General features: G+C 51.7%; 23 protein-coding genes. All 23 read right to left on the bottom strand.

Translation table 11 applies throughout. The annotated features are described in order from the left end of the window. Position 1: 1 nt before the first annotated feature. Positions 2–2,899 carry a PD-(D/E)XK nuclease family protein gene (locus RDO88_RS03725; protein ID WP_307758087.1) on the bottom strand — a complete coding sequence of 966 codons (2,898 nt, stop codon included), beginning with the start codon at positions 2,897–2,899 and terminating at the stop codon, positions 2–4. A gap of 285 nt (positions 2,900–3,184) precedes the next feature. Continuing rightward, positions 3,185–6,403, bottom strand: coding sequence for a UvrD-helicase domain-containing protein (locus tag RDO88_RS03720; RefSeq protein ID WP_307758086.1), 3,219 nt, complete (start codon positions 6,401–6,403; stop codon positions 3,185–3,187). A gap of 137 nt (positions 6,404–6,540) precedes the next feature. Then, positions 6,541–8,316 carry a hypothetical protein gene (locus RDO88_RS03715; protein ID WP_307758085.1) on the bottom strand — a complete coding sequence of 592 codons (1,776 nt, stop codon included), beginning with the start codon at positions 8,314–8,316 and terminating at the stop codon, positions 6,541–6,543. 12 nt (positions 8,317–8,328) lie between these two features. After that, positions 8,329–10,566, bottom strand: a complete 2,238-nt coding sequence (locus RDO88_RS03710; protein WP_307758084.1) for a hypothetical protein — start codon at positions 10,564–10,566, stop codon at positions 8,329–8,331. 8 nt (positions 10,567–10,574) lie between these two features. Then, positions 10,575–11,135, bottom strand: coding sequence for a DUF3575 domain-containing protein (locus RDO88_RS03705; protein WP_307758083.1), 561 nt, complete (start codon positions 11,133–11,135; stop codon positions 10,575–10,577). A 14-nt stretch (positions 11,136–11,149) separates the two neighbouring features. Then, positions 11,150–11,854, bottom strand: coding sequence for a DUF3575 domain-containing protein (locus tag RDO88_RS03700; protein ID WP_307758082.1), 705 nt, complete (start codon positions 11,852–11,854; stop codon positions 11,150–11,152). 44 nt (positions 11,855–11,898) lie between these two features. Next, positions 11,899–12,513, bottom strand: coding sequence for a hypothetical protein (locus RDO88_RS03695; RefSeq protein WP_307758081.1), 615 nt, complete (start codon positions 12,511–12,513; stop codon positions 11,899–11,901). Positions 12,514–12,605: 92 nt separating this feature from the next. Then, positions 12,606–13,043, bottom strand: coding sequence for a BT0820 family HAD-type phosphatase (locus tag RDO88_RS03690; RefSeq protein ID WP_307758080.1), 438 nt, complete (start codon positions 13,041–13,043; stop codon positions 12,606–12,608). Between the two features lie 232 nt (positions 13,044–13,275). Next, the gene (locus RDO88_RS03685; RefSeq protein WP_307758079.1) at positions 13,276–14,217 is read right to left on the bottom strand and encodes an NAD-dependent epimerase/dehydratase family protein; all 942 of its coding nucleotides are present in this window, start codon (positions 14,215–14,217) and stop codon (positions 13,276–13,278) included. Between the two features lie 68 nt (positions 14,218–14,285). Continuing rightward, positions 14,286–15,383: a GDP-mannose 4,6-dehydratase gene (gene gmd, locus RDO88_RS03680; RefSeq protein ID WP_307758078.1), complete on the bottom strand. Its 1,098-nt coding sequence runs from the start codon at positions 15,381–15,383 to the stop codon at positions 14,286–14,288. 503 nt (positions 15,384–15,886) lie between these two features. Then, positions 15,887–17,215 (bottom strand): nucleotide sugar dehydrogenase, encoded by a 1,329-nt coding sequence (locus tag RDO88_RS03675; RefSeq protein ID WP_307758077.1) that lies wholly within the window; start codon positions 17,213–17,215, stop codon positions 15,887–15,889. A gap of 41 nt (positions 17,216–17,256) precedes the next feature. After that, the gene (locus RDO88_RS03670) at positions 17,257–17,733 is read right to left on the bottom strand and encodes a hypothetical protein (protein WP_307758076.1); all 477 of its coding nucleotides are present in this window, start codon (positions 17,731–17,733) and stop codon (positions 17,257–17,259) included. Beyond that, on the bottom strand, positions 17,714–18,298 hold the full coding sequence (locus RDO88_RS03665; protein WP_307758075.1) for a type II toxin-antitoxin system antitoxin SocA domain-containing protein: 585 nt from the start codon (positions 18,296–18,298) through the stop codon (positions 17,714–17,716). The genes RDO88_RS03670 and RDO88_RS03665 overlap by 20 nt, the downstream gene beginning before the upstream one ends. 357 nt (positions 18,299–18,655) lie before the next feature. Then, complete coding sequence (locus RDO88_RS03660; protein ID WP_307758074.1) at positions 18,656–19,513, bottom strand: hypothetical protein; 858 nt, start codon at positions 19,511–19,513, stop codon at positions 18,656–18,658. Continuing rightward, positions 19,510–19,995 (bottom strand): type II toxin-antitoxin system antitoxin SocA domain-containing protein, encoded by a 486-nt coding sequence (locus RDO88_RS03655; RefSeq protein ID WP_307758073.1) that lies wholly within the window; start codon positions 19,993–19,995, stop codon positions 19,510–19,512. The genes RDO88_RS03660 and RDO88_RS03655 overlap by 4 nt, the downstream gene beginning before the upstream one ends. Positions 19,996–20,064: 69 nt before the next feature. Next, a complete protein-coding gene (locus tag RDO88_RS03650) occupies positions 20,065–20,484 on the bottom strand; it encodes a hypothetical protein (protein WP_307758072.1) in 420 nt (139 codons plus the stop codon). Between the two features lie 10 nt (positions 20,485–20,494). Next, positions 20,495–21,328 (bottom strand): endonuclease/exonuclease/phosphatase family protein, encoded by an 834-nt coding sequence (locus tag RDO88_RS03645; RefSeq protein WP_307758071.1) that lies wholly within the window; start codon positions 21,326–21,328, stop codon positions 20,495–20,497. Positions 21,329–21,336: 8 nt separating this feature from the next. Next, positions 21,337–21,678, bottom strand: coding sequence for a hypothetical protein (locus RDO88_RS03640; RefSeq protein ID WP_307758070.1), 342 nt, complete (start codon positions 21,676–21,678; stop codon positions 21,337–21,339). 152 nt (positions 21,679–21,830) lie between these two features. Next, positions 21,831–23,168: a UDP binding domain-containing protein gene (locus RDO88_RS03635; RefSeq protein WP_307758069.1), complete on the bottom strand. Its 1,338-nt coding sequence runs from the start codon at positions 23,166–23,168 to the stop codon at positions 21,831–21,833. 87 nt (positions 23,169–23,255) lie between these two features. After that, the gene (locus RDO88_RS03630) at positions 23,256–24,014 is read right to left on the bottom strand and encodes a glycosyltransferase (protein ID WP_307758068.1); all 759 of its coding nucleotides are present in this window, start codon (positions 24,012–24,014) and stop codon (positions 23,256–23,258) included. Further along, a complete protein-coding gene (locus RDO88_RS03625; RefSeq protein ID WP_307758067.1) occupies positions 24,011–25,000 on the bottom strand; it encodes an NAD-dependent epimerase/dehydratase family protein in 990 nt (329 codons plus the stop codon). Before RDO88_RS03625 ends, RDO88_RS03630 begins: the two co-directional genes overlap by 4 nt. Before the next feature lie 22 nt (positions 25,001–25,022). Beyond that, positions 25,023–25,490, bottom strand: coding sequence for a glycosyltransferase (locus tag RDO88_RS03620; protein WP_307758066.1), 468 nt, complete (start codon positions 25,488–25,490; stop codon positions 25,023–25,025). After that, positions 25,487–25,957, bottom strand: coding sequence for a PssD/Cps14F family polysaccharide biosynthesis glycosyltransferase (gene pssD / locus RDO88_RS03615; protein WP_307758065.1), 471 nt, complete (start codon positions 25,955–25,957; stop codon positions 25,487–25,489). Before pssD ends, RDO88_RS03620 begins: the two co-directional genes overlap by 4 nt. Between the last annotated feature and the right edge of the window lie 9 nt (positions 25,958–25,966).

Here is a 25,966-nt window from a genome sequence, read left to right as displayed (position 1 = left end):
CTCAGCGGCGGCACAGACGCCTGAAGTCGCAGTATTCGCACTGCCGCGTCTGCTCCGTCTGGACGAAGGGTTCGTTCGGGTCGAAGATCTCTTGCAGCAGCGACTGGAGCCGGTGCCGGAACTCGTCTTCGTAGAGGGCGAAGTTGGTCACCGGCACTTTGGGCTGGCGGGCGGGGCCCATCTCGATGACGGGCGAATAGGTGTCCTGCGCAGCCCGATGGATATAGAGCAGTGCAGGGGCTACCTTGCGTGACTGCGTCCGGCAGAGGATGGCCGCGTAGAGGAACGTCTGGAAGATGTACCCCGGACGCCCGTCGGCCGGGGTAAACAGTTGTGCAATGTCCTCGGGGGTGCGAGGCGTGCCCCCCGTCTTGTAGTCGACGATGCGGAGCGTGTCCCCGTGGCTGTCCATGCGGTCTATCGTGCCGCCGATGCGCACGTCGAGCCTGCCCCCGGGCGTATCTATCCCGATGGCCTCGCTTACCGGCTGCTCCATGCCTTCGATACGGAAGGGGGCCTGACGTAAGTCGTTGCGCAGCAGCTGGCGCAGGTACGAGCCGATGACGCGGGCGTGTATCAGCTGCGTACCGTTGTATTCGGGTTTCTCGCCGGGTGTGGTGTGGAAGAAGTTTTCGCGGAAGGACTGGTCGACAAACGACTGCAGACGGACGTCGTCGCGCAGCAGGGCCTCCAGGTCTTCACGCCGGACGTCCGGTCCGTGCGCCGTCAGGTGGAGGTAGGCCAACTGGGCCGCACGGTGGAACATGGTGCCGAACAGCGCCGAATCGATAGTGGCCGTCACCTCGTCGGGCCGGCGGAGCCCTGCCACGTAGCGGTAGTAGAAGCGCAGACGGCAGTCGAGGTAGGCATTGAGCGCCGAGGGCGAGAAAGCAGCCTCCGGCCGGGCGTTTGCGTCGTAGCGGCGGCGCATGCGCAGCAGCATGTCGGGCGTCTTGTCCACGCGGATGGTGCGGGCCGTCTGCGGAGACTGGCCCGCTTCGAGATACTCCAGCCGGATGTCGTGCGGCCATTCCGTCTGAAGCTGGAGCATGAAGCGCGACATTTCCCCACGGTTCAGCCCGTCGCTGGACGTGTTATACATCAGCGTTACGTTTTCAGCCCGTTGCATCAGGCGGTAGAAGTAGTAGGCGTAGACGGCCATCTTGTGTTCGACGGTAGTCAGTCCAAATGCCTTTCGGAGGTTGTAGGGGATGAACGACGAATCGCCCTCGGCCTTGGGGAGCTTGCCTTCGTTGAGCGACAGGACGGCCACGTTGCGGAAGTCCAGATTGCGCGTTTCGAGTACGCCCATCACCTGCATGCCGATGGCCGGCTCGCCGTGGAAGGGGATGCTTGCTCCCGTGAGGAGGCGGACGAGCAGACGGCGGAACGTGTCGGTGCGGATTCCTTGCAGCTGCCCTTCGTCCACGAGGCCGAGCAGACGGCCCACGAGTGTATAGGCCTTGAAGATCGATTCGCGGTAGAGTTGCCCGAAGATGTCGTCGTCGCCGGCTGCCGAAGGCGTGCGGTAGAGGGCGGCGGCGTCCTGCACCCGCTCCGTGAGCCAGGCGCAGAGGGCACGCAGGCCGTTCTGCGGCGTAAAGAGCCGCTCCAGGAAGGCGTCGGCGCAGAGTTCGGACGGCAGCGGGTAGAAGCGGTTGTCGCGCACCAGCCGGCGTTCCAGTTCCTCGGCCTGCTGCGAGAGCTGGCGGACGTAGGGGTGGCGCAGCACGGCCGTCACCGCCTCGTAGGTATAGCGGCCCGTGTCGGCGCGGTAGCCGTCGGTCTGCAGCTGCGTCAGTGCGTTCAGGTAGCTGTAGACGGGCGTCTGTGCCAGCGGGAAGCCCATGGTGATGTTCACCTCCGCCACGCCTTCGGGAAGGGTATGCAGTACGGGCACGAGCAGAGCCTCGTTGCACAGCACCACGGCCGTTTCCTGTAGCCGGCCGCCTGCCGTCGGGCCCAGACTTTCGAACCAGCGCGGCAGGAAACGGGCCTGCGCGTTTTCCGTGGGAGCCGACAGGAAACGTATCTGCTTGGGCCGTCGCATGACGTCGAAGCAGCTTTCGGGCAGCTGATTGGGAAACTGTCGGAGGTTGCGCGCAATGAATTCCCCTGCCTCGTGCCTGTAGGGCGGGTCGCAGAGGGCAGGCTGCCGGGTGTAGAACACGTCGTAGTCCCAGTAGAACCACGCCCGCCCGGCTTCCTGCAGGCGGCTGAAGAAGGCCTGCTCCACGCGGTTGAGGACGTTGAACCCGACGAAGACGTAGTGGTCGTAGTCCGTCAGCGCGTCCGTGTCGAGGTGCTCTATCACGTGGCGGTACATCATGCCCTCGTAGGCAATGCCCGCCTCGGCGAGGCGGCGGCGATAGTGCGTGTAGATGTCGCCCAGCCGGTCCCACAGCGACAGGAAGCGCGTCTTGAGCTCGGTGCGCCGCTCGATGGAGAAGTTGCGGAAGAATTCGCGCAGCGCTTCCTCCTGTTCCGGTTCCAGAAAGTCAGGCACGTCGGCAATGTCCCTCAGGTCCTTGAGGTTGCCGAACAGGCGCGCGGCGTCGGCCATGTTCTTGTCCACGTCGTCGAAGTCGCTGATGAGCAGCTCACCCCAAAAGTAGAAGTCGTCGAGCGTCTCCGTGCTGCCCGTCTCCTGGCAGAAGACGCGGTAGAGTTCGCATACCAGTCGGATGGGGTCTCCGACCTTCCACGGCGACAGCTGCCTGAAGAGGTCGCTGATGCTGACATACGCGGGCGACCACATCGGCCCGCTGCTTATCGCGGCCAGTCCCTCGTTGAAGAAGAGACCGGCACGCTTGTTGGGGAAGACGACCACCGTTCGGCTCATGTCGCGTCCCACCTTATTATATAGGTCGCGTGCGACCATTTGTAAAAACGTTTCCATATCGTTGATTCCTTTTCCTGATTTGTTTCTTGTTTTCCTGCGTTTTCGTCCTATTTGCATCCTATCCCGTCCACACGTGCTTCTGGGCGGGGCCTGAACGAGATGCTTAAGTCGTCGGAAATGGATGCGCTTCCATTTTAAACGGATGCGCTTCCGTTTTACACTGCAACGGCATCCGTTTTCGTCGGCTGCGGCATCCGTTCTCCGACGCATGCCAGTGCAGTGCTTGCCTCTATATGCAGTGTGTTGTTTTTTTACGTTGTCCGACTGCATCTCTACCACGTCTTAGGCGGATTCGGATGCCGCTCGGGGAGGATTTACGGGGTGGACTTTTCCCTGCTCGACATACCACAGGTAGCCCTCGATGCGGCTGGCGTCGTATCCCATGCCGGCCAGCAGCTGCATGTACTGCTGCACCTGCGCGGCGTGGCTGCGGCGTGGCGAGCCGAACTTGAAGTCTACCACCACAATCCGCCCCTGTTTCATCATCACGCGGTCCGGGCGGCGGGTGCATAGGCGTCCGCCTTCCGTCCAGATGATATCGCATTCCGTAAAGAGCCGCCACGTGCCGTCGTACCACTCCGCCACCTGGGGCTGGGCGAGGGCACGGTGCGTCAGCTGCCTGATGTCGGCTTCCGTTTCGGGCGAGGTGATGACGCCCTCGAAGACGAGACGGCTCACGGCCTCGTCCACGTCGTCCTTCGTGCGGATGGCCGAGAAGAGGGTGTGGAGCAGGCGTCCGCGGTCGATGAAGCGCTGGTCCGAGTCCGCTTCACCCCGCCCGGCAATGAAGTCGGCCGAACGGTTCGATTGGCGGAACTCCACGTCGTGTCGCAGGCTCTGCATCGCCACGGGCTGTGGTAGCGGCCGGCGTGCCAGGCGGTTCGCCGCCTGCCGTTCGGTCCGCGGCTCCGAGGCGAGGAGGGTGCCCTGCTCATAGCGTGCGGCTTCGTCGTCCCACGCGCCGTGTCCGTCCTGCGCCATGCGGGGCAGGGCGTCGGCCAGCAGTTCGGCCACGGTTCCGCGCTGTCCGCGGCGGGTCCACACCACGAGGTTCTTTCCGGCGCGTGTAAAGGCCACGTACAGCAGGTTCAGGTTGTCGACCCACAGCTGCAGGCGTTCGTCCAGATAGTCCTGCCTGTAGACCGACTCCGCCATCAGCGGGGAGTAGCTCACGGGTACCAGTCCGAGGCTGTCGTAAGGTCGGGTGCGGGGCGCACACCACACGAGCTGGTCGTTGCGCTCGTTCTCCGTCTTCCAGTCACAGAAGGGGATGAGCACCGTGTGGAACTCGAGGCCTTTGGACTTGTGTATGGACAGGATTCGGATTCCCTCGAGTTCGCCGCTCGGTATCGTCTTGCGGCAGAGCGTCTCGTCCCAGTGGCGCAGGAAGCTGCCCAGGTCGGACGGATGGCTGGTGAGGTAGTCCGTCACCGCGTCGAAGAAGGCGAAGAGGTAAGCGTCCTGCCGCGCGATGCGGTCGAGGCGCAGCAGTCGGTACAGCTCCTCAAGGAGGAGGTAGAGCGGCATCAGGCGTAGTTCGTCGCGTCGCAGGCGCAGGTCTTCGGGCAGGCAGTCTTCGGGGTTGCGCTGCGCCAGCTCGCGTGCGGAGCCGTCGCCTGCCCCTTCGGCGGAGCGCAGGTTCATGGCCAGCGATGCGAGGGCTATGCGGTCGGTCTCGTCGCCGAGGTAGCGCAGGGCGTCCACCAGCATGCACACGGCCTGCGAGGCATCGAGCCGGAACGCTTCGTCGGAGACGACGGGCATGCCCAGCTGGCGGTCGAAGTAGTCGGCTATGGTAGCTATGTTCCGGTTCTTGCGTACGAGGATGGCCATGTCTTCGGGTTTGACGCCGCGCCCCGTCAGCTCGGTCACGGTCTGCCCCAGCGCTTCGAGCGTGGCGGTGGTGTAGTCGGAGCCTTCCTCCGGTTCGAGGAAGTCCACGCGCACGTATCCGCGCTGCTCCGTGCGGGGCGACTGCTGGACCACATCGCTGTAGGCCACCTTCAGTTCGGTACATTCGGCCTTCAGCTCCTCGAGGTGTCGGGCGTTTAGCAGGTTTACGGCTTCGGTGAACACCCGGTTGTTGAAGTCCACCACCGTAGGTTCGCTTCGCCGGTTCACCTTCAGCGTCTCCAGTCGGATGGGGAAGTGGTCCAGCTTGTGTTCGAGGTTGTTCAGGATGCGCCAGTCTCCGTTCCGCCACCGGTAGATGGACTGCTTGACGTCGCCCACGATGAGGCTGTCTTCGCCCTGCGACAGGCCTTCGAGCAGCAGCAGCCGGAAGTTGTCCCACTGCATGCGGCTTGTGTCCTGGAACTCGTCGATCATGACGTTGCGTATCGTGGTGCCTATCTTTTCGAAGACAAACGACGGGTCTCCCTCCCTGATGAGCCGGTGCAGCAGTGCGTTCGTGTCCGAGAGCAGGAAGCGGTTCTGTTCGCGGTTCGTCGTCTTCACTTCCTGGTCGATATGGTTCAGCAGTTGCAGTTTGTTGAGGTGCTGTCGCGTCAGGCGGCAGGAGTTTACGGTCATGCTTCGTTGCGGACGCATGCGTTCGGCCTCTTGCAGGAGCGGCATCAGGCTCCGTTCGGCCAGCTGCACGATGTCTTTCCGCAGCTTCGACGTCTTGGTGCTCCAGTTGTCCGCTTTCTCAAGGCAGGCGGCCAGTGTGGCGTTTGCCACGTCCTTGTCGGCCAGTCGTCCGTCCCTCAGCTTGCGGAAGTAGCTGCCTATGCCCCTGCTTCCACCTTTCAGGTCGTCGGGGCTCAGCCCGTGCCCTTCGAGTTCTCCCTCGAACTGGTCGGCAAAGGCCTTCATCTGCTCGAGCGCTTCCGTCTCCATCTCCTTGAGTGCCTGCTTGTACAGCTTCATCATCTGCGGCTCGTCGAGGCATTGCCGCAGCTTCTCCCCCTTCTCCAGGTAATTCTCGTCGAAGATGTTGCGGCCGAATGCCTTTATCTCGTCCGACACGTTCCAGCGCTTGTCGTCGGCGATGCGTTCGCCGATGTAGTCCAGCAGCCATCCCATGAGGGGCGAGTCGGGTGTCAGCTTCTCGATGAGGCTGTCCACGGCTTCGTCCAGCACTTCGGCGTTGTTCAGTTCGATGTCGAGGTTGGGGCTCAGTTCCAGTTCGCGTGCCAGGTTGCGCATCACCGACTGGAAGAACGAGTCGATGGTCTCCACGCGGAAGCGGCTGTAGTCGTGCAGCATGTACAGCAGGGCCGTTCCGGCTCTGCGCCTCAGTTCTTCGTCCGTCAGTCCGGGTTTCAGGTCCTGGCGCAGCCGTCCGAGGTAGGCTTCGGAGTCGGGGTCCGCCTTCCAGATGCCGTAGAGCTGCTGCACGATTCGCTCCTTCATTTCGGCCGTTGCCTTGTTGGTGAAGGTCACGGCCAGTATCTGTCTGTACGCCCTCGGGTTCTCGATGAGGTGCTTGATGTATTCCACGGCCAGTGTGAATGTCTTTCCCGATCCGGCCGATGCTTTGTAGACAAGTAATTCCATAAGCGGGGTTCCTGAGATGATGATACGCAAAGGTACAAAGAAGGCACGGATTACACGCCATTTCCGTCCGGAAAAAGATTTCCGTCCGTCTGCGCGTGTTATCCGTGCCTGTCCGGTGTCCCGTCGTCGTTCCTGCCTTAGAAGCGGTAGCTTGTACCGATAGAGGCGTTCATGACGAACGATATTTTGCCCGAAGTATATTGGCGGGCTGTCGGTGTGATCTTACCCTTGTAAGCCTGTGCCTTCTCTTCCAGGAAGAGGCTCCATTTGTCGTTCAGCTTGAAGCTCTGCTGTGCGCCTCCCTGCAGTCCCACGTAGTTTTTCTTTTCCGTGTCGACGTGTGTGTACACCACTCCGGCAAAGGCGTTCAGGTCGAAGATGCGGGTATCGCTGTAGTTTCCTACCATATTGGTCAGGTTGAACATATAGTCGGCCGACAGAGAGAACGGATAAGCTCCCGACTTCGTGTCGATGGCATATCTTCCCACCTCGACAGTGGCTCTCAGTGCCGATACCGGTGTATATTGCTTGCCGATACCGATGCCGATCTGTTGTCCCAGCAGCTTCGGCAGGTCCTTACCGTCAAGTCCGGCTGTTCTGACCGGGAAGTTTGTTCCCACGGTGGCATAGGCAAACTTGTAGGGCTCGAATCCGCCCTTCTTGGCGTCGAAGTTCGCTTTTCTTCTGCGGTACTGCACACCGAACATCAGTCCCAGGTTCTGCTGTCTTCTGTTGCTCGATGTTCCGTTGACGAAGGTCTGTGTGTACATGTCTCTGCGGTAGCGTGCCTCGCCGAATACACCGATCTGTTCGTTGACGAAGTACAGCACCTGTACGGCTCCGGTCGGTCCGTCAAACAGTCTGATCTTCTTTGCATACGTGTAGTATCTGTGTGCCACGGCTCCCACTTCATATCCGGCCGAGAGGTTCACCTCCAGTCTGGGGTCGTCTACCGACGGCTTCAACAGCGTGTTCAGGTTCAGCATCGCTTCGACGCGTGCGCCTCCGTATCCTTCCTTCTGTTTGTAGTCTCCGGGGCTCCAGGTGTGGTTGTATCCGGTAAAGAGGGTTCCTCTTACACCTAGCGGCATGAACCATTTGCCCACCGAGAAGGCTACCGACGGTCCCAGCGGTTTCAGTCCCTTCAGGTTACTTCTCACACCTCTGGCGAAGTCACCCTGCGTACCCACAGCCGCTTCGATGAAGAGGTTGTCTCCCGGATCTTCCGATTTCATCCGTACGCCCGGCAGTGCTGTAAACCGGTAATTGATGCCGGCCGTTATACCATACCCGATGTCATAGCGCTTGTACGAAGTCAGGGCATCTATGCCGTCGGTGTAGATATACACTTTCGGTTCCAGGAAGGCGTCCCAGTTTTTCCCCAGGTGATATTGCAGTTGCAGGCCGGCGTGTACACTTCCTGCGATTTTCAGGTCTGCGCCGTCCCTTTTCACTACATATCCTCCCAGACCGGCCACCGTATACAGGTTCCAGTGTTGTCCCTCCTCATACCCTTTCAGGTAGTCCGATAGATTGAACAGGTGGTCTATTTCAAGTCCGCCTCTTTTCATCTGCTTGTTGAATCCGCCGATGACCGACAGTCTGTAGGTATTGAAGGGGCTCACCTCCTTGCCCACGGACAGTCCTCCGTCGAATACGGCCGGCAGTCCCGCACCCATTCCCGTCAGTTTCTGCATGCCTCCTGTTACCGAGATGAAGAAATTCTTTCCCGGAGCTTTCGGGTCGATGCTTCTGCCGTTCGGTATGTATCTTTTCTGCAGCGTGTAGTCCAGTGCGTTGAACGATTGTCTGGCCGAGTCGGCCTTTGTCATGCCGTTTTGTGCGTATGTGCCTCCCGCTGCAGCCAGTCCGGTACATAAGCAAACGGTCCGAATGATATATTTCAATTTCATAATGTCTGCCTGTTAAAAGTTACACATGTCCATGGCTGTCATCACCAGGTCTTCGCTGAATTCTCCGTCGTTTTGTGCTTTGGCCACGAAGCTCTTGTCCAGTTTGAAGCATTTCACCAGCCTGGTGGCTGCGTTCATGAATCCCACTTCTCCCTTTCTGTTTTCAATGATGGCCATGAAGTACTGTGTCAGTGCCTTGTTCTCGGGCAGTTTCTTCACAGCCTCTTCTGCCATCCGGTCTCCTTCGCGTGTTTCCAGAGCCAGGTACATCACGACTTCATTCTGTGGCGACGAGTTCTTGATGGTGTTGAACGTCTTTTCCGCCCTTTCTTTTTCTTCCGCCGTTCTGCCTCCGTGGTAATATCCGCCCATGGCCCAGGCATAAGCCTTCATCAGGTCATATTTGGAGTCGTCGGGCAGCATTTTGGCCAGGATGCTGGCATTTTCAAAGTCTCCCTGCTTGATGTACATGCACAGCTGGTTGCTCACCACCTCCGAGGAGTTGATGAGGGTCTTGCGTGCGTTGTCGTCGCTGGCCCGTTCATAGTCGGTGATGTGTACGGTTCGGTCGATGAGCGGTTCCAGGATGCTGGTGTCCGTCGTGTCCCTTTTCAGGTAGGCAGCGGCCAGGTTGTTGCCTGCCAGTGCCCAGGGTCTTTCTTCCTCCAGCGATTGCTGGTACGCCTTTTTGTACAGCAGTTCGCGTTCGTGTTCGTCCTTCACCAGTTCGAAGAGTCTCCAGTATTCATAGCGTGTATAGTCTCCATCGATACCTTTCTGCTTGTACAGCGCCATGATTTCCTTCTCGTTGGGCTCGCGGTACACCTCGTAGATGCAGTTGTAGTTCACGGCTCTCAGCTGCTTCAGGTATTCCGTTATTTCGCTTTGGTAGAAGTCCAGTTTCTTCATCTCCAGTCCCAGCCGGTTCTTGTCCTTGCAGGTACTGATGGTCTGTTCTATTTGTTCCGCCTGTTCGTTCTTGCCGTCCTTTCTCATCAGTTCGGCCACTTCGCCCCATTCGGCCACTCTGGCCTGCGGATTTCTGTACACTCTTTCCAGAATGTATTCGGGCAGTACCGAAGTGATTTCCCGTTCTATCTTCTTCAGACGGTTTTCGGCCAGTCTCAGGTTGACGTCCGCGTTACCGTCGGGCGAAGCCGTACCCGTCACGTGGAATTCCTTCAGCACGCTACCCGGCGATTCGGCTATGTCGGTCAGCTTTTTCTTCAGCATGTCCAGCTTCTCCTTGTTGTCCTGTGTGTCCTCCAGTTCGGCTGTGTTGATCTTGAAGCTCAGCGTCACCTTATCCGCCGTGTTTCTCTTTTCAATCTGTGCTTTCTCCTTGTGGTCGGCCAGGTTCATTTCCGTGGCGGCCAGGTTCATTTGCAGGAACTGCAGGGGCCGTTTGGTCTGGCAGGTGTTTATTTTGAAGGTTCTGTACACCACGGCTGCATAGTCTTCGATGCTCACCGTTGCAAAGCAGCTGTACGAGCGGTCCGGGTCGGGGACGATGATTGTGTCGGCCCATTCCACGTTGATCGACTGCTTGCTCAGGTACTCATCCTTCAGGATATAGGGTTTCAGCGGGTCGCGGTCCATGTCCCATCCCAGTTTTCTTTCCTGGGTCATGCCATATTCCTTTCCGTCTATCACCACCGGTCTGCCGAAGGCCACGGTGTCGTTTGTCTGGCAGTCCAGCACATACGGCTGGATAATCAGTCGGGAGAAGGTATTGCCCATGTGGGGCGGGATGTTGAAGGTATTGTAGGGCATGAACAGGTTTCCGGTCATTCTCGGTGCCTTCGGTTCGGGGTTCAGCAGGGTTCTTACGCCTGTCACCACCACACTTTTCAGGTGCATGCCGTCGTCAAACTCCTTGTCTATTTTCATGCGCTGCTTCACTTCCTCCAGAACGGCCGGGCTCAGTCCCACCTTGAACACCAGCGCTCCGTTGTCGGGCACCATCACCTCGTAGTATCCGTTTGCGTCGGTCTGTGTGTGTGCCTCCCTGTCCAGTTCCAGATATTTGTCCTCGTTGTCGCTGTTCAGCAGTTCCACGAGGTCTTTTCCTTCGGCCACGGTTTTGGTGGCATATACGCTGACGGTCACGTCTGTAAAGGGGACCCTCTTTTTCCCGGCAATGTTGTACACGGTTCCCGAGACCCTCGTCATTTTTTGTGCAGCCGCTTCCTGAATTCCGACAGCTGCAACCAGCAGGCCGATTCCAATAGTTGCGATATATTTTTTCATGTTTCCTTTCATTTTAAGATGTATGTACATGTTACTCCCAGTCCCATCGGCATCACCTTGTTCCCTTTGAAGTTATAGTCTCCTTCCGGTTCGGTTGTTCCCACGGGGTATTTTCTTTCTCTGAACCACATGATGGACATACCTGCGCTGAATTCGATGTTGAAGCGTTTGCCCAGCGGCAGCGAGTATCCGTATACGATTCCCGGCCCCACGGCGTCACCGAAGTGTCTGTTGTCCGACCATTCCGCGTCATATCTCATGCCCTGTACGCCCAGTGCCACGAAGCTTCTCACCATCGGTCTTCCGCTGATCCAGTATCTCAGCTGTACCTCTGCTCCCTTGGTACTGCAGTCCATCGGGTTTGCGTCGAGGCTGTAGAATACGTTTCCGCTCACACTGGTTCTCGCCGATGTCACCAGTTCCAGTCCGATGTTGGGAGTCAGGTTTCCCCACAGCAGTGCGTTTGTCCTGGCCGCCAGCAGTTGTGCCTGTACGTTGCAGGCCATGACCATCATCAGTGCTGTCAGAGCGGCCCATTTTCCCCAGGTCCTATAGTTGTTCTTTTTCATATTCATGCTGCTCATTATCTGTTTTTGTATTTATTCTTGATGGAATCAAACCGGTACACCAGTCCTATTTTTATTTCCGTCGGTACGGGGAAGGGCACCACATGCCAGTCTTCCGTAGCGGTTTTCACCACCTGGTTGTTCTCTACCCGGTATTTGTCAAACTTCGTACCCACCAGTCCGAGGCTCATGCCCAGGTCCAGTGCCACTTCTCCTCTGTTCCTGCATCCGTAGAGCGGGATTTGCCATCCGCCGCTCAGTCCGGCCGAGTAATATTGTCCTTTCTTGCCTTTTCCCCACAGCAGTCCGTAGTCGCCGTATGCGGCATATATTCCCCAATAGTAGGTTCTCCAGAATTTGGGTATGCTGTTTTTTCCCTTTTTCGTGGTCAGTCCCGGTTTCTTGTACCTTCTCACTTCCAGGCGGTAGTCGTTCACCCTGGCCTGTATGCTCTGGTCCGTTTTCAGTCCGGTGGTACCGTTCCAGGTTATTTGTGCTCCCACGGTCCATTTTCCATAAATCGAGTTCGACAGGTCATATTCCAGTCCGATGTTCGGTGCCATCAGTACCCATCCTACCATGTTGGTTTTAAAAGCCCATCTTTCGGCGAACGACAGATCTTCCTGATTGGTCACGAACGGATCCTTGTACTCAATGTTCTGCGCGTGTGTCATTCCGATGCACCCCGCCAGCATTCCTGTTAGAATCAGTTTCTTTATCATGTTCTCGTTAATTTTCTCGGGTTCGTTTTATGAAATTCGTTTGTTCAGAAGGTGTATGCCAGCCCCACGGTCAGTGCAGCCGATCCTTCACCGCGGCTTCCGGTCACTTCCCCGTCCAGTTTGTCGCCCACGATGGTACCTTTGGCTTCGATGTTCAGGTCCAGCTGTTCGGCCAGTCTGATCCGGTTCAGTATGCCCAGGCTGAATGCCACCGTGCTTCTTGTTCCGTCATAGGGAGCCACGGCCATTCCGATACCCATCAGGGGGATGCAGCTGTACACGCGTTCCTCGTCTGCCCCTTTCAGCAGGGTGTTCAGGTCGAGCAGGGCGTCGGCATGGATGTGTACGAAGTTCCACGACTCTCCGCTACCTTCCACCCGGTTTCCGTTGGCATGCATGCCACCCACCATCAGTCGGGCACCTATCAGCGGGGTAAACCATTTTCCGGCACCCACTTCTGCGCCTACCGATATTCTGTCGCCGAATGTTCTGTCTTTGTCGGCATCACCCACATATCCGTGTACACCCACGGCACCGGTGATGAACCATTTTTCGTTGGCGGCATAAGCACTGCCTGTCCGTTGTGCTGCGGCCAGTGCCGACACGCCGAGGAGTACTCCTGCGGCTGCCCACCGTTTCAATTTGGAAAAACTTTTCATATCATTGTATTTTGTTTGTTTTGTTTCTTCTTCTTCTTCCGTGCTGCTCCCCGTCTTTTTGGGGGCAGGGTAGAGGGGAGGGACGTCCTTTTTCAGAATTTCAGTCCCAGGAAGCTTCTTTTTTTCTTCCTTTTCCCCGTGCGGCCGTTCTCTTCCCGGTTCTTTCCCAGGTACAGCTCTTCTGCGGTCATCCGTTCCTTTATCATGCGGTAGATGTCTCCCCAGTCCGGCAGTCCTCCCAGGTTCCGGTCATCGATGAAGAGGTCCGCTTTCACTTTTCTGGAGAACCCCCTGTCTCCTTTCTCCTCTTCCGGATAGTCCCGGTTCACGGCATAAAATTCCACCCCTCTTTTGCGGCACCATTCCACTGCCTCTTCCAGCAGCTCGCCTTCCCTCACGGTCCAGAGTATCAGTCTGTGCTGGTCCTTGATGAGCATTTTCAGTGTTTCGGTGGCAAAGGGTATTTCTTCTCCGATTCGTGGATAGCGGTGTTCCACGATGGTTCCATCAAAATCGACGGCAATAGTCATGACGTTTTACTAAGATTACAGATGTAAGATAAGTGTCTTGCAATGAGAGGAATGTATACAGCTACGCTTCCGCCTGTCCCGTGCAGGCTGTCGTTTACGTTTTCGGTAAGTCTTGTTTCTTTTTTGTATACTTGGCGTTTAGCCGCTGCAAAGTTAAGTCGTTTATGCAAAAAAACAAGCATTTATTTTAGAAATGCTTGTTTTTTCTTTTATTTCACCGTGTGCGGACTCTTTACCTTTCCGCCCTCATCGGATTGTTCAAAAAATCTTCGTAGGCCAGTCGGATGCCTTCGTCCAGTTCCGTCCGTGCTTCCCATCCCAGCGCTTTCGCCTTGCTCACGTCCAGCAGCTTGCGCGGTGTGCCGTTCGGTCGGGTGGGGTCCCACAGGATGCGTCCCTCGTAGCCCACAATCTTCGCCACCTTCTCCGTCAGTTCGCGGATGGTCAGTTCCTTGCCCGTACCCGCGTTCACCGTCTCGTTGCCGCTGTAGCGGTTCATCAGGAACACACACAGGTTGGCCAGGTCGTCCACGTACAGGAATTCCCGCAGCGGACTGCCGTCGCCCCAGCACGTCACCTCCTTCAGCCCCTGCACCTTCGCCTCGTGGAAGCGCCGTATCAGGGCCGGCAGCACGTGGCTGTGTTCCGGGTGATAGTTGTCGTTCGGTCCGTACAGGTTCGTCGGCATCACGCTGATGTAGTCCGTCCCGTACTGTTTGTTCAGATACTCGCAATACTTCAGTCCGCTGATTTTTGCCAGCGCATACGCCTCGTTCGTCTTCTCCAGTTCCGATGTCAGCAGGCAGCTCTCCTTCATCGGCTGCGGAGCCATGCGCGGATAGATGCACGACGACCCCAGGAACTCCAGCTTCCGGCATCCGTTCTTCCAGGCCGCATGTATCACGTTCATCTCCAGCATCATGTTCTCGTACATGAAGTCAGCCAGCGCCTCCTGGTTGGCCACGATGCCTCCCACCTTCGCCGCAGCCAGAAACACATATTCCGGCTGTTCTTCCGCGAAAAACTTCTCCACCTGGTCCTGTCGCGTCAGGTCCAGTTCCTTGTGCGTACGCGTCACGATGTTCGTATATCCCTGCCGTTGCAGTTCCCTTACGATGGCCGATCCCACCATACCCCGGTGTCCGGCTACATATATTTTTGCTGTCTTTTCCACTGCTTGAATTGATAATTGATAGTTGATAATGGATAATTAATTTTCAATTCTCCATTATCCATTCTCCATTATTTTACGATCCCCTTCTCCAGATACTCCGCCAGATTCGTCCGCATCACGCTGGCCACGTGTTCCGCCGCCACCTTCTGCATGTCATGCGTCACCATGATGCGCACCAGCTCCTCGAACGACGTCGTCTGCGGGTTCCATCCCAGCTTCTCCTTCGCCTTCGTCGGGTCACCCCACAGGTTCACCACGTCCGTCGGGCGGTAGAAGTCCTCGCTCACCTCCACCACACACTTGCCCGTGGCCTTGTCGTAACCCTTCTCGTTGATGCCTTCGCCCTTGAACTCCAGTTCGATGCCCGCATGCTTGAAGGCCAGGTAGCAGAACTCCCTTACCGAGTGCTGCACGCCCGTTGCGATCACAAAATCCTCCGGCTTCTCCTGTTGCAATATCAGCCACATGCACTCCACGTAGTCCTTTGCGTAGCCCCAGTCGCGCAGCGAGTCCAGGTTGCCCAGCAGCAGTTTCTCCTGCTTGCCCTGCGCGATGCGAGCCGCCGCCAGCGTAATCTTGCGCGTCACAAACGTCTCACCGCGCCGTTCGCTTTCGTGGTTGAACAGGATGCCCGAGCAGCAGTACATGTTATACGCCTCGCGATACTCCTTCACAATCCAGAACCCGTACAGCTTCGCCACCGCATAGGGCGAGTAGGGGTGGAACGGCGTATTCTCGTTCTGCGGCACCTCTTCCACTTTGCCATACAGCTCCGAAGTCGAAGCCTGGTAGATGCGGCACGTGTCCGTCAGTCCGCAGAGGCGCACAGCCTCCAATACACGCAGCACGCCCGTTGCGTCCACGTTCGCCGTAAACTCCGGCGAGTCGAAGCTCACCTGCACATGGCTCTGTGCCGCCAGGTTGTATATCTCCGTCGGACGCACCTTGCTCACCACCTGCAGCATACTCATCGAGTCCGTCAGGTCCGCATAGTGCAGGTGGAAGTTCGGTTTCCCCTCCAGATGCGCGATGCGTTCGCGATAGTCCACCGACGAGCGGCGGATGGTACCGTGCACGTCATACCCTTTTTCCATTAAGAATTCTGCCAGAAACGATCCGTCCTGACCCGTGATGCCTGTAATCAAGGCTACATTTTTCTTTTCCATATTTTTATATAACTTTTGGTCTGTACTTATCTGTGCTGAAATTTCCATTTCTTTGCCTTTTTTATCGTCAATCATGGGCGTAACGGCCTTTCCGGCGGCAAAGGTAACGAAAAAATATGGAAACGTCCAAGACTTTTTCCCTCTGTTTTCAGCACAGATGGAAATTCTTTATATTTGTCATAATTCAGTATGGAATAGAGTCACTTGACACCAGGTAATTGAAAATGGGTGAGGGTTGAGAGTGGAGAGTTGAGAGTTGAGGGTGGAGAGTTGAGGGTGGAGAGTTGAGGGTGGAGAGTGGAGACAATTTCCGAGAGAGTCAAAATAGAGGTATCTGAAACTGAGGCTGTGTCAAAAATAGTAATGAGTTATCACATAGTAATGTCATCCTGAACAAAGTGAAGGATCTCCTCACACAAGCAATGGCTTTCGAGATTCTTCACTTCGTTCAGAATGACATACCTGATATTTAATATTTAATATTTGATATTTGATATTTGCTCTCAGTCCCTCCGGAACAAATCCCTCGTATACACCTTCCCCCTCACGTCATCCAGACACGCGTCATAGCGGTTGGCGATAATCGCATCCGACTGCCGCTTGAAGGCCTCCAGGTCGTTCACCACCACCGATCCGAAGAACGTCGTCCCGTCCTCCAGCGTCGGTTCGTAGATGATCACCGTCGCCCCTTTTGCCTTGATGCGCTTCATCACCCCCTGTATCGAACTCTGGCGGAAGTTGTCGCTGTTCGATTTCATGGTCAGGCGGAACACCCCGATGGTACACGTCCGTTCCTTCTGCGGATCAAACGCTCCCCGGTTGTAGTAGTCATAATACCCCGCCTTGTGCAGCACCTGGTCTGCGATGAAGTCCTTGCGTGTACGGTTGCTCTCCACGATGGCGTGAATCAGGTTTTCCGGCACATCCTGGTAGTTTGCCAGCAGCTGCTTCGTGTCCTTCGGCAGGCAGTAGCCCCCATATCCGAAGCTCGGGTTGTTGTAGTGCGTCCCGATGCGCGGGTCCAGACAGATGCCGTCGATGATGGCCTTCGTGTCCAGTCCCTTCACCTCCGCATACGTGTCCAGCTCGTTGAAGTAGCTCACGCGCAGCGCCAGATACGTGTTTGCGAAGAGCTTCACCGCCTCCGCCTCCTTCATCCCCATGAAGAGCGTGTCGATGTTCTCCTTGATGGCCCCCTCCTGCAGCAGTGCCGCAAACTCCCGCGCCTTCTCCTCCAGGTTCTCCCCGGCGATGGAGCGGATGGCCTCGTTCTCCTCGTCCAGCCCCGCAATCATCTTCGGATAACCCACGATGATGCGGCTCGGGTACAGGTTGTCATACAGCGCCTTGCTCTCTCGGAGGAACTCCGGCGAAAACAGCAGGTTCAGCCGCTTTCCTTGCAGGGCAGGCGTCTCTCTGAACACCTGCGCATACTTCACGTACAGGCTCCGGCAGTAGCCCACCGGTATCGTGCTTTTTATCACCATCGTGGCGTCCGGGTTCACCTCCAGCACCAGGTCGATCACCTCCTCCACGTGGCTCGTGTCGAAGTAATTCTTCACCGGGTCATAGTTTGTCGGTGCCGCGATGATCACGAAGTCCGCGTCGCCGTACGCCTTCCGTCCGTCCAGCGTCGCCGTCAGGTCCAGTTCCTTCTCCGCCAGATACTTTTCGATGTACTCGTCCTGTATCGGGCTGATCCGGTTGTTTATCTTCTCCACCTTTTCGGGTACCACGTCCACTGCCGTCACCGGGTGATGTTGTGCCAGCAGCGTAGCGATCGAGAGTCCCACGTAGCCCGTTCCGGCTACTGCTATCTTATAGTGTTTCATTTCAGTATTTACAATAGTTTCAGAATTGAGTCTAATTCGCATTATATCAGTCCAAAACGTTTCAATAATTTGGGTGAAGCGTCTTCATAGTCGGCAACGGCAGTTTTGATATACGACAAATCGTCCGCTTGAATACACCCTTTCAGGCTGTTCTTTCCGAACAATTCTGAAAATCTTTTATTAGATATGATTTTTAAATCAGAACAATCTACAAACCGAGTGATTCCTCCAAGAAAGTTATATTTTTTAGCAGACAATGGATAGTGCATATTCTTGCGTTTCTCCGGCAAGTGTGGATTGATTTGAGTGTCAATTAAAACAAAGCCGATGGCATTTCCTTCAGAATCATGTCCTATGACAATAAAGTACTTGTTTCGGCCGTCGTCACCGCTGTTTTTTCCTTTTACGTTTTCTTCATCTCCCAAATGCATTCGGAAGACATCACCTTCTGAAATGGAGGAGGTGACAAGTCGTTCCTTTTGTTTTTCTGATAACTTGTCAGCAATACTTCCCATCATCAGCCAAATACTTGTCCAACTTCTCCTGTTCGGCAATGTATGCAGCAAAACCGTCTTCTGCACCACCGGCTTTCGCTATCGAAATACTTTTCATGGGTGAGGCGTGCTTATGGTCCCAAGCTTCTCTCCATGCCTCGTCGTGAGATTCCTCAGACAATTGTCGGGCATCTTTATTCTGATTTTCAGAAATGGACTTGTCCAATGAAGCGATAGCTGCGCGGCTCAATTCGTCCATATCAGGTTCTTCCAGCGCACGGACTATATAGTAACGACATTCTCCACCCGCGGGAGCCAATGCAGACGAAATCAGTTTCAATGCACTTGCATCCGTACACCCACTGATACCTGTGGCCACCTTTACTGCATCATAAAGGAATGAAGGCACAGGTCCACGTTCCATGGCACAGAAAGTATCAGCTACCAGATGTTTTCCATAAGCGGCGTAATGACTTCTTTCAGCAAAGTACAGGATTTTGAACAAATGGATAAAGTCCAGTTCCCCTCCACATTGCTTCAGAATATACAATGTCACAGCTTTCAGTTTTAAAATATCATCTCGGGTCATCTGCCTTATGTTTTAAATTCTTTGCAAAGAAAGCAATTTTTTCTCAGAAAAACAACATCTGTTCCACTTCTCTCTCACACCTCCCGCCTGCCATCATTACCGGAATATGAGATCCTTCACTTCGTTCAGGAAAACAGTTACCGGTGGAGAGTTTTTGTAGAGTTGAGAGTGGAGGGTTGAGAGTGGAGGGTGGAGGGGTTGAAAATTATGCAATCCTGTCATCCCGAGCTTGTCGAGGGATCTCACCATCATTTATTTTATACCCGATATTTAATATTTTATATTTTATATCTGATATTTCTCCCTCACGTCATCCAGGCAGGCGTCGTAGCACTCTTTTTCAGATATAGGCCGTTTTTACACGGCATTTTCGTCGCGGTTGAAGTGTTCGAAAAACCTCATCTGCCTTTCTTTAAGAGATTCTGTTTTCTGATGCATGAATTTACATCCGTAGTCATACAATGATATGGCTGTTCCGTAATCAGTTGTATTTTCAAATTCCAGATAAGTTTTGTAGTAATTGACCAGGTTTTCGTCAGGCGTCATGTCAGCGGCGAACAGATAGATATGTTCGCATCCGATATGTTTCATCACTTCCTGTATTTTGGGTACAATAAAGCACCAGAAAACTACAGCTCCCAGTTTTTGCCCCATTCCCAGTTTTTCCCAGTCATCCCGGTGGTTGTCATTCGCGCAGAAATGCACAATCTCTATACCTGCAAAAGTTTTGCCTACCCTTTTCAAGTCATCTTCCGACTGATGTTCCAGTTCTTTAATGATTTGTTTTTTCTTGCTGTAAGACAGTTGGGCCAGTTCATTTTTGATTAAACCTTTGCCGGTCCTGATTCGTTCGATAATCGAATCGATGAGTTTTCTGTCGTTCTCGTTCAGTTCCGGGTCATTTTTCATTTCAATCACAGCATCGTAGAGTTCACGGGCTTTGCTAAGGGAATCCATACCTCTGATACTTTCATAGAGAGAGCCGCATTTTAAAGAAAAGTAGAAAAGGATGTTCCCGTTCGGATGTTTGATTACATAGTATGCAATGTTCCCTTTTCCATCTTCCTCAAAAGCCTCGTTTTGCAAGGTACGTGTCAGGCTTTCGTTTTTGGAATTGGAAAAATCCCCTACACAGCGCAGATTGCTATTGTTGGCAGACAAACGTTCACAGATGAGTGAGGAGATAACCTCCTTTTGTCGTTCGGTTATTTTCATATCCGTTGTTCAGTAGCGCTGTTTAGCTTGTTATAGAGCAGTCTGCGGATTTTCACCCTTTCCGCATCCTTTCTGATGTCGTCGGTGTCAATCCTTCTGTCACAGTTTTCATCTTTGGGAATTCCCTTTCGTGCCTTTTCCCAGCAGTATTCTCCATGTGTGATGCTGCTCAGGCTCCACGAATCCTTTTGTGCATAGGTGGCGAATACCATGTCAAATACACTTTTGTATTTTTCGATGCTTGCCTGCGTCAATTTTTCCGTGAGGCATTCATCCTTATACATCCGTCTTATTTCCACCATTACAGGTCCGTATCTCCACGCTTCAAACTGTTCCTTGAATATCGGTTCATCCGTTTGAATGATGGCCTCCCTTTGGACGAAATAAAGAAGTTTGTGCAACTTCATCTCATCCATGCGTTTGCCGTAGTCCTGCCGGTAACGCTGGTAAATGTACGATGCTATGGTTGTCACTTTCTCCATAATTCTGTCCGATTGGTTAGTTATGATGCGAAGATAGAAAAAAAGTAGATAGATTACAAATTATACTTGTTATTCGTTGGGCATTATTGTTGACAATAATGTTTTCATTTTTTCGCTTTGTAGTATTTCTTTCAAGCGTCCGATGAAAGTTTCCAGATCTGTAATGGTATATTCTGTTTCGTTGAGTTCATCTTTCAGGAGGCAGGGGTAAGTTTGTACCGGGTTTTGGAGCATACTCACCAAGAGATATCTCACATACCCCATGCTTGGTACGGTTACGACTAGTCTGACACACAACTCCAATTCACCTCTTCTTTGGGGAGTTCTTAGATTGGTAGGCATTTCATAAGTTGCACCATTTGTTATTTCAATTTCTCCTACAATTCTGCCTTTAGTATTTTGGCTTAAATAATCAGCCTGTTGCTTCAGGATGTTTTTAGGAGTTTCTTCCTGGTTTGCCTCTATTGTGGGCCACAAATTTTTACACATACTTTGTCATTTAAATAGTAAGACAGAATTTTATTGGCAAATGGTCCGACAGTCCTTCTGTCTTGATTGTCCCATCTTTTTTTAACAAATTCTCGCCTTTAATTGTTGTCACAATTTTTAGTTCGCAATCATTCAGATATTCTAATAATCCTTTTCTTAGGAGAATCTGGTCTAACAGATGCCAGAAGTATTCTATATGGTTACTGCTTCTATAGTAATACGTACCAGACACATCCCCTTTGCCATTGTCTCCTAGAAAGCCCCACATCGGATTGTAGAAGAATGTGTATTTTCTGCCTTCAACGGTTCTTGTTCCTTTTTCGGCAATTTGTTTGTCCATTACCGCGTGCATTCCTCCAGCCTTTATCATGGACGTTTCAAAAGGATTCATGTTAAAGTCTCCACAGATGATGGAATGCTCGTTGTCACCTTGTCTTTTTTCCACTTCTTCAATGTATTCCTTTATTAGGGGTATCTTTTCGTTTTGTTCATCACTTGGGGTATTCCGTTTGTCATAAAAATGAATGACGAACAATAATACCTCTTTGTCCAAGACATCACTTTTTATTTTGAAGGCGCCGATTCTCTTGCCTGTTTCGTCAAAAGGTGATATCTGAATGTCGTTTGATGCAAAGATAACGACTTTTTTAAAAACAAGACCTCCTATTCGTCTGAATTTGTTCTCTGTTTGCGTCTTGAGCTTGTTTTCTACCACCTCTATATCCTCTTCAGGTAATTCTGCCAACATTAGAACGTCTATCTTCTGTTCTTCTCTTAGCTCTGATATTTTGTTTAAAAAGTCTTCGCTCGTATTCTTTTTTATGTTCCAGAATAAGAAGTTCATATATGTGTTTAGAAAACCTTATAGTTGTACTCTTCTATTTTAACCAGCATTGCTGCATTTCTTGAATCTGTCCAAACAGAATTATCTTCTCCCCAAAACAGACAGTGATTTTTGTAGCCGTTCGATAGACGTATTTTGTAGTCCTTTCCTTTTTTGGAGTAGATGGTTATCATATCCCCTTTCTGTACTTCCAGATTTGGGAAAATAAAGGCCGATTTTGTACCGTTACTTCCCGATTGGCTTTTAAAGAGCATGAAAGGCCAGCAATTACAGTTATCTGTTACTTGCAGAACGATGCGTTCATGCTCATAGTCTTTGCAATCTAGTATATCCAGAATTTCAAGTTCCATCTTTAATACAATCTTACAGTCTTTTGTTTATTCTATTGGCTTTAACTCCTGCAAGTTTCGCAAGTGCGAAACTTGAGTAATATTTTATACCTGATACCCGATATTTGATACCTGATATTTAATATTTGATATTTGATATTTGATATTTGCTCTCAGTCCCTCCCGAACAAATCCCTCGTATACACCTTCTCCCTCACGTCGTCCAGGCAGGTGTCGTAGCGGTTGGCGATGATGGCCTGTGCCTGCTGCTTGAAAGCCTCCAGATTGTTCACCACCTTCGAGCCGAAGAACGAAGAGCCGTCCTCCAGCGTCGGTTCGTAGATGATGACCTCCGCCCCTTTGGCCTTCACGCGCTTCATCACCCCCTGTATCGAGCTTTGGCGGAAGTTGTCGCTGTTCGATTTCATGGTCAGGCGGAACACCCCGATGATGCACGGCTGCTCCTTCTGCGGGTCGAAAGTCCCCCGGTTGTAGTAGTCATAATACCCCGCCTTGTGCAGCACCTGGTCCGCTATGAAGTCCTTGCGTGTGCGGTTGCTCTCCACGATGGCATGAATCAGGTTCTCCGGCACGTCCGCATAGTTCGCCAGCAGCTGTTTCGTGTCCTTGGGCAGGCAGTAGCCCCCGTATCCGAAGCTCGGGTTGTTGTAGTGCGTCCCGATGCGCGGGTCCAGGCAGATGCCGTCGATGATGGCCTTCGTGTCCAGCCCCTTCACCTCCGCATACGTGTCCAGCTCGTTGAAGTAGCTCACGCGCAGCGCCAGATACGTGTTTGCGAAGAGCTTCACCGCCTCCGCCTCCTTCATCCCCATGAAGAGCGTGTCGATGTTCTCCTTGAGCGCACCCTCCTGCAGCAGTGCCGCGAAGGCATGCGCCGCCTCCTCCAGCCTCGGCACGTCCGCTATGGCCCGTATGGCAGCGTTCTCCTCCCCGAAGCGTCCGTCGTCCATCATCTTCGGATAGCCCACGATGATGCGGCTCGGGTACAGGTTGTCATACAGCGCCTTGCTCTCCCGCAGGAACTCCGGCGAGAACAGCAGGTTCAGCTTCCGTCCCTCCATCTCCGGCGACTCCTTGAACCGCTGCGCATACTTCACGTACAGGCTCCGGCAGTACCCCACCGGTATCGTGCTCTTGATCACCATTACCGCCTGCGGGTTCACCTCCAGCACCAGGTCGATCACCTCCTCCACGTGGCTCGTGTCGAAGTAATTCTTCACCGGGTCATAGTTTGTCGGTGCCGCTATCACCACGAAGTCCGCGTCGCTGTACGCCTTCCGTCCGTCCAGTGTCGCCCTCAGGTTCAGTTCCTTCTCCGCCAGATACTTCTCGATGTACTCGTCCTGTATCGGGCTGATGCGGTTGTTTATCTTCTCCACCTTCTCGGCGATGACGTCTACCGCCGTCACCTGGTGATGCTGCGCCAGCAGCGTAGCGATCGAAAGTCCTACGTAGCCCGTTCCGGCTACTGCAATCTTATAATCCTTCATTTTATTTCTTTGTATAATCAGCGTAATAATAAATTTCCGAAAAATGGGATTACAGGATTCATAATACCTGCTTCATGAAATCCATATTTAAAATCTTTTCAGTTTGGCTGAAATGAACTGCGGCACTTTCCATGCCATTTTTTCAAGTTTGGTTAGGGTAGGGGGCATACCATGACTTTTGTACATTCGTATGTCCTCTTCCCACATCATCTTTCTCCGTTTGCTGTCTGTACTCAATCCTCCCATTCTCATTCTCACGATATACTCATTCAAGTATTCTACTTTCAAGTCTGCTTCATAAAGATAACGGAATAAGAAATCCGAGTCGGCGGCAATTTTATAACTTTCATCATAAAGCCCCCACTTGTCCATACACGACTTTCTGATATAGCAAGTAGGATGTAGAGGTAACCATCCATGACGCACTTTCCATTTGCTGTACTTTCCTCCCATCCAGTTTCTTACAACCTTATCAGTATTGTCAGAATCCACGAATAACCCATTACCATATATGAAGTCGGCCTGAGTCTCTTCAAATCGCTTTACGATACGGCTGATAGTATTGGTAGAAAACAGGAAGTCGTCTGAATGCAGTAACCCTATGATATCACCTGTTGCTGCGCGAATTCCTTTATTTATTCCCTCATACATTCCATTGTCTGGTTCGGAAATTATATGAGAGATACGTCCTCTGTACCGGTTGATTATTGCCAAGGTATTGTCTTTGCTGGCTCCATCTACAACGATGTATTCGATGTTTGGGTAATCTTGTGACAAAACACTTTCTATAGCCTGTGCAATAGTTTTTTCGCGATTAAAACAGGATGTAATTATGGAAACTTTCATTGTCTTTTACTCTTGTGTAGTTCCTTTTCTACATTCTTAATCCAATTAATAGTGATTTCTGTTCCTTTTATACGCTCTACCGGTAAATTGGGCGCTATAGCCTTAATTTTATCCAGATTATGCACATTGTCTGTTGTCATATTATGTAATCTGAAACTTGTCATAGGAAAGGTTATTCCTATTTTCTTGAGAAAATCTCCAAACCACCCCATAATAACAAAACAGAAAAAAGGAACATGAGGGATTTTAATATGGGCATAGTGGCCTATTTCATTCGCCCATTCTGTTATATCATAGGGAATATAATCTCCTAAGTAGAAAACTTCTTTTGCAACTTGTTCTTGAGGAGCTTGTAAGATGGACATTACTTGATAGATAAAATTATCTATATATCCATATGTTTTTTTACATGCACGTTTTCCCATATGAAAATACATATGGTTTAGAACTATACAGAAAAACTTGTCATATGGTTCACCAAACCAAGGTCCCCATATAGAAGTTGGTCTGACGATAGACCATGTATATTGAGGATTTCTACTTTTGATTATTTTTTCAGTCTCAACTTTACTCTTTCCGTATAGAGTATGTGGTGCATAGTCTTCCGAGTTTTTAGGCATGTATCCAGGTTCACATACATACATTGAAGATGTGAATATAGCACGTTTTAAGTTGGGGATGTTTTCAAGAGCATCTAATAGATTGGATACTCCTTGGATGTTAGCATTGTAATCAGATATTTTTTCTCCTCTTAAATCGGTACGAGCTCCTAAGTGGATAACGTAATCTGGTTTGAAATCTTGTATTGTTTTAGATAATAAAGAGCTGTTTGTCAGGTCTATTCTTTTCCAAAACTTTTCATGCCGTTTTATTTTGGGATTAACTATATCTATACTTAAAATTTCTAGCTGGGTGTTATTTATTAAGTATTCAATAAGGTTTGTTCCAATAAAGCCTGAACCACCTGTAACTAAAATTTTTTCCATGATGATATATATAAAAATTTAATTATCTTGGAAACCATTTGTTAATGGTTTCATTAATTATAAAGGCATTTCCTCTTTGAAGAGGTGCAAAATGGAATGTTTTTGCTTTTTGTATAGCTTCGGGCAGTTTGTTTATGTCATATACACCAATTACGCAACCTAATGATTCTAATTTGCGAACAACTTGTTCCTGGTCATGGATATGTTCTATACCTTCAATTCTAGGAACTGCTATAATACTTTTTTTCCTATCAATGGCTTCACACATAGCTCCCCATCCTCCCTGCATAATTATAATACTTGCGGCTTCTATAAGTTTAGACATTTCTTCTTTTGAACAATAATCAAAAGATTCAGCATGAATACATGAATAGGAAGAACAACCTTTTTGGATAATAATTTTTTCATCTGTTGTCGCTGCGTAATTATCAGCTGCTTTAATCAATCGATCAAAAGCTTGGTTATGTGTTCCGACTGTTACTAATATCATAAGACACCAATATAAATAGCATTAGGGAATATTTCTTTTAATTCTGGCCATTGTACTAAAAATAAATCACTTATAGGATACACCTTATAAGGAACTCTGGAAGGTTTTGTTACATTGGCTGCAGAACAAATAAAGATGATTTTACTTTTGAAGATTTTTTTTCCGAAATACATAGTCGGAAAAGAAACTCCTGCTCCTGTAGAAATAATTATGTCTGGTTTTTCTTTGAATAATACCCAAAGAGATTGTAAGGCATTGATAATCCAGTAGATTCTATTCAATGCTGGTTTTATAAAGGCATAATGTTTTTCTCCCTTGAGAGTCTTTTGCAGATTTTTAGCCTTATCTGTAATCCAATACGATTCGTAGTTCTCAAGTGGTACATATTTTAATGCAAGTTTAAGTTGCTGGAAATGTCCACCACTATTACATGTAAGGCAAATCTTTATTTTTTTTTCTTTCTTCATATGATAAAC

Source organism: uncultured Mediterranea sp. (assembly GCF_902493215.1).
Taxonomy (GTDB): Bacteria; Bacteroidota; Bacteroidia; order Bacteroidales; family Bacteroidaceae; genus Bacteroides.
This window is presented reverse-complemented; position numbering and strand designations above follow the sequence as displayed.

Excerpts from the sequence above, each read along its gene's own strand:
- RDO88_RS03670 (WP_307758076.1), bottom strand. The coding sequence starts at position 17,733 with ATGATGGGAAGTATTGCTGACAAGTTATCAGAAAAACAAAAGGAACGA.
- RDO88_RS03650 (WP_307758072.1), bottom strand. The coding sequence starts at position 20,484 with ATGTGTAAAAATTTGTGGCCCACAATAGAGGCAAACCAGGAAGAAACT.
- RDO88_RS03660 (WP_307758074.1), bottom strand. The coding sequence starts at position 19,513 with ATGAAAATAACCGAACGACAAAAGGAGGTTATCTCCTCACTCATCTGT.
- RDO88_RS03695 (WP_307758081.1), bottom strand. The coding sequence starts at position 12,513 with ATGAAAAGTTTTTCCAAATTGAAACGGTGGGCAGCCGCAGGAGTACTC.
- RDO88_RS03700 (WP_307758082.1), bottom strand. The coding sequence starts at position 11,854 with ATGATAAAGAAACTGATTCTAACAGGAATGCTGGCGGGGTGCATCGGA.
- RDO88_RS03640 (WP_307758070.1), bottom strand. The coding sequence starts at position 21,678 with ATGGAACTTGAAATTCTGGATATACTAGATTGCAAAGACTATGAGCAT.
- RDO88_RS03710 (WP_307758084.1), bottom strand. The coding sequence starts at position 10,566 with ATGAAAAAATATATCGCAACTATTGGAATCGGCCTGCTGGTTGCAGCT.
- gmd (WP_307758078.1), bottom strand. The coding sequence starts at position 15,383 with ATGGAAAAGAAAAATGTAGCCTTGATTACAGGCATCACGGGTCAGGAC.
- RDO88_RS03705 (WP_307758083.1), bottom strand. The coding sequence starts at position 11,135 with ATGAAAAAGAACAACTATAGGACCTGGGGAAAATGGGCCGCTCTGACA.
- RDO88_RS03620 (WP_307758066.1), bottom strand. The coding sequence starts at position 25,490 with ATGATATTAGTAACAGTCGGAACACATAACCAAGCTTTTGATCGATTG.
- RDO88_RS03625 (WP_307758067.1), bottom strand. The coding sequence starts at position 25,000 with ATGGAAAAAATTTTAGTTACAGGTGGTTCAGGCTTTATTGGAACAAAC.
- RDO88_RS03665 (WP_307758075.1), bottom strand. The coding sequence starts at position 18,298 with ATGACCCGAGATGATATTTTAAAACTGAAAGCTGTGACATTGTATATT.
- pssD (WP_307758065.1), bottom strand. The coding sequence starts at position 25,957 with ATGAAGAAAGAAAAAAAAATAAAGATTTGCCTTACATGTAATAGTGGT.
- RDO88_RS03635 (WP_307758069.1), bottom strand. The coding sequence starts at position 23,168 with ATGAAGGATTATAAGATTGCAGTAGCCGGAACGGGCTACGTAGGACTT.
- RDO88_RS03725 (WP_307758087.1), bottom strand. The coding sequence starts at position 2,899 with ATGGAAACGTTTTTACAAATGGTCGCACGCGACCTATATAATAAGGTG.
- RDO88_RS03675 (WP_307758077.1), bottom strand. The coding sequence starts at position 17,215 with ATGAAACACTATAAGATAGCAGTAGCCGGAACGGGCTACGTGGGACTC.
- RDO88_RS03690 (WP_307758080.1), bottom strand. The coding sequence starts at position 13,043 with ATGACTATTGCCGTCGATTTTGATGGAACCATCGTGGAACACCGCTAT.
- RDO88_RS03630 (WP_307758068.1), bottom strand. The coding sequence starts at position 24,014 with ATGAAAGTTTCCATAATTACATCCTGTTTTAATCGCGAAAAAACTATT.
- RDO88_RS03720 (WP_307758086.1), bottom strand. The coding sequence starts at position 6,403 with ATGGAATTACTTGTCTACAAAGCATCGGCCGGATCGGGAAAGACATTC.
- RDO88_RS03715 (WP_307758085.1), bottom strand. The coding sequence starts at position 8,316 with ATGAAATTGAAATATATCATTCGGACCGTTTGCTTATGTACCGGACTG.
- RDO88_RS03655 (WP_307758073.1), bottom strand. The coding sequence starts at position 19,995 with ATGGAGAAAGTGACAACCATAGCATCGTACATTTACCAGCGTTACCGG.
- RDO88_RS03645 (WP_307758071.1), bottom strand. The coding sequence starts at position 21,328 with ATGAACTTCTTATTCTGGAACATAAAAAAGAATACGAGCGAAGACTTT.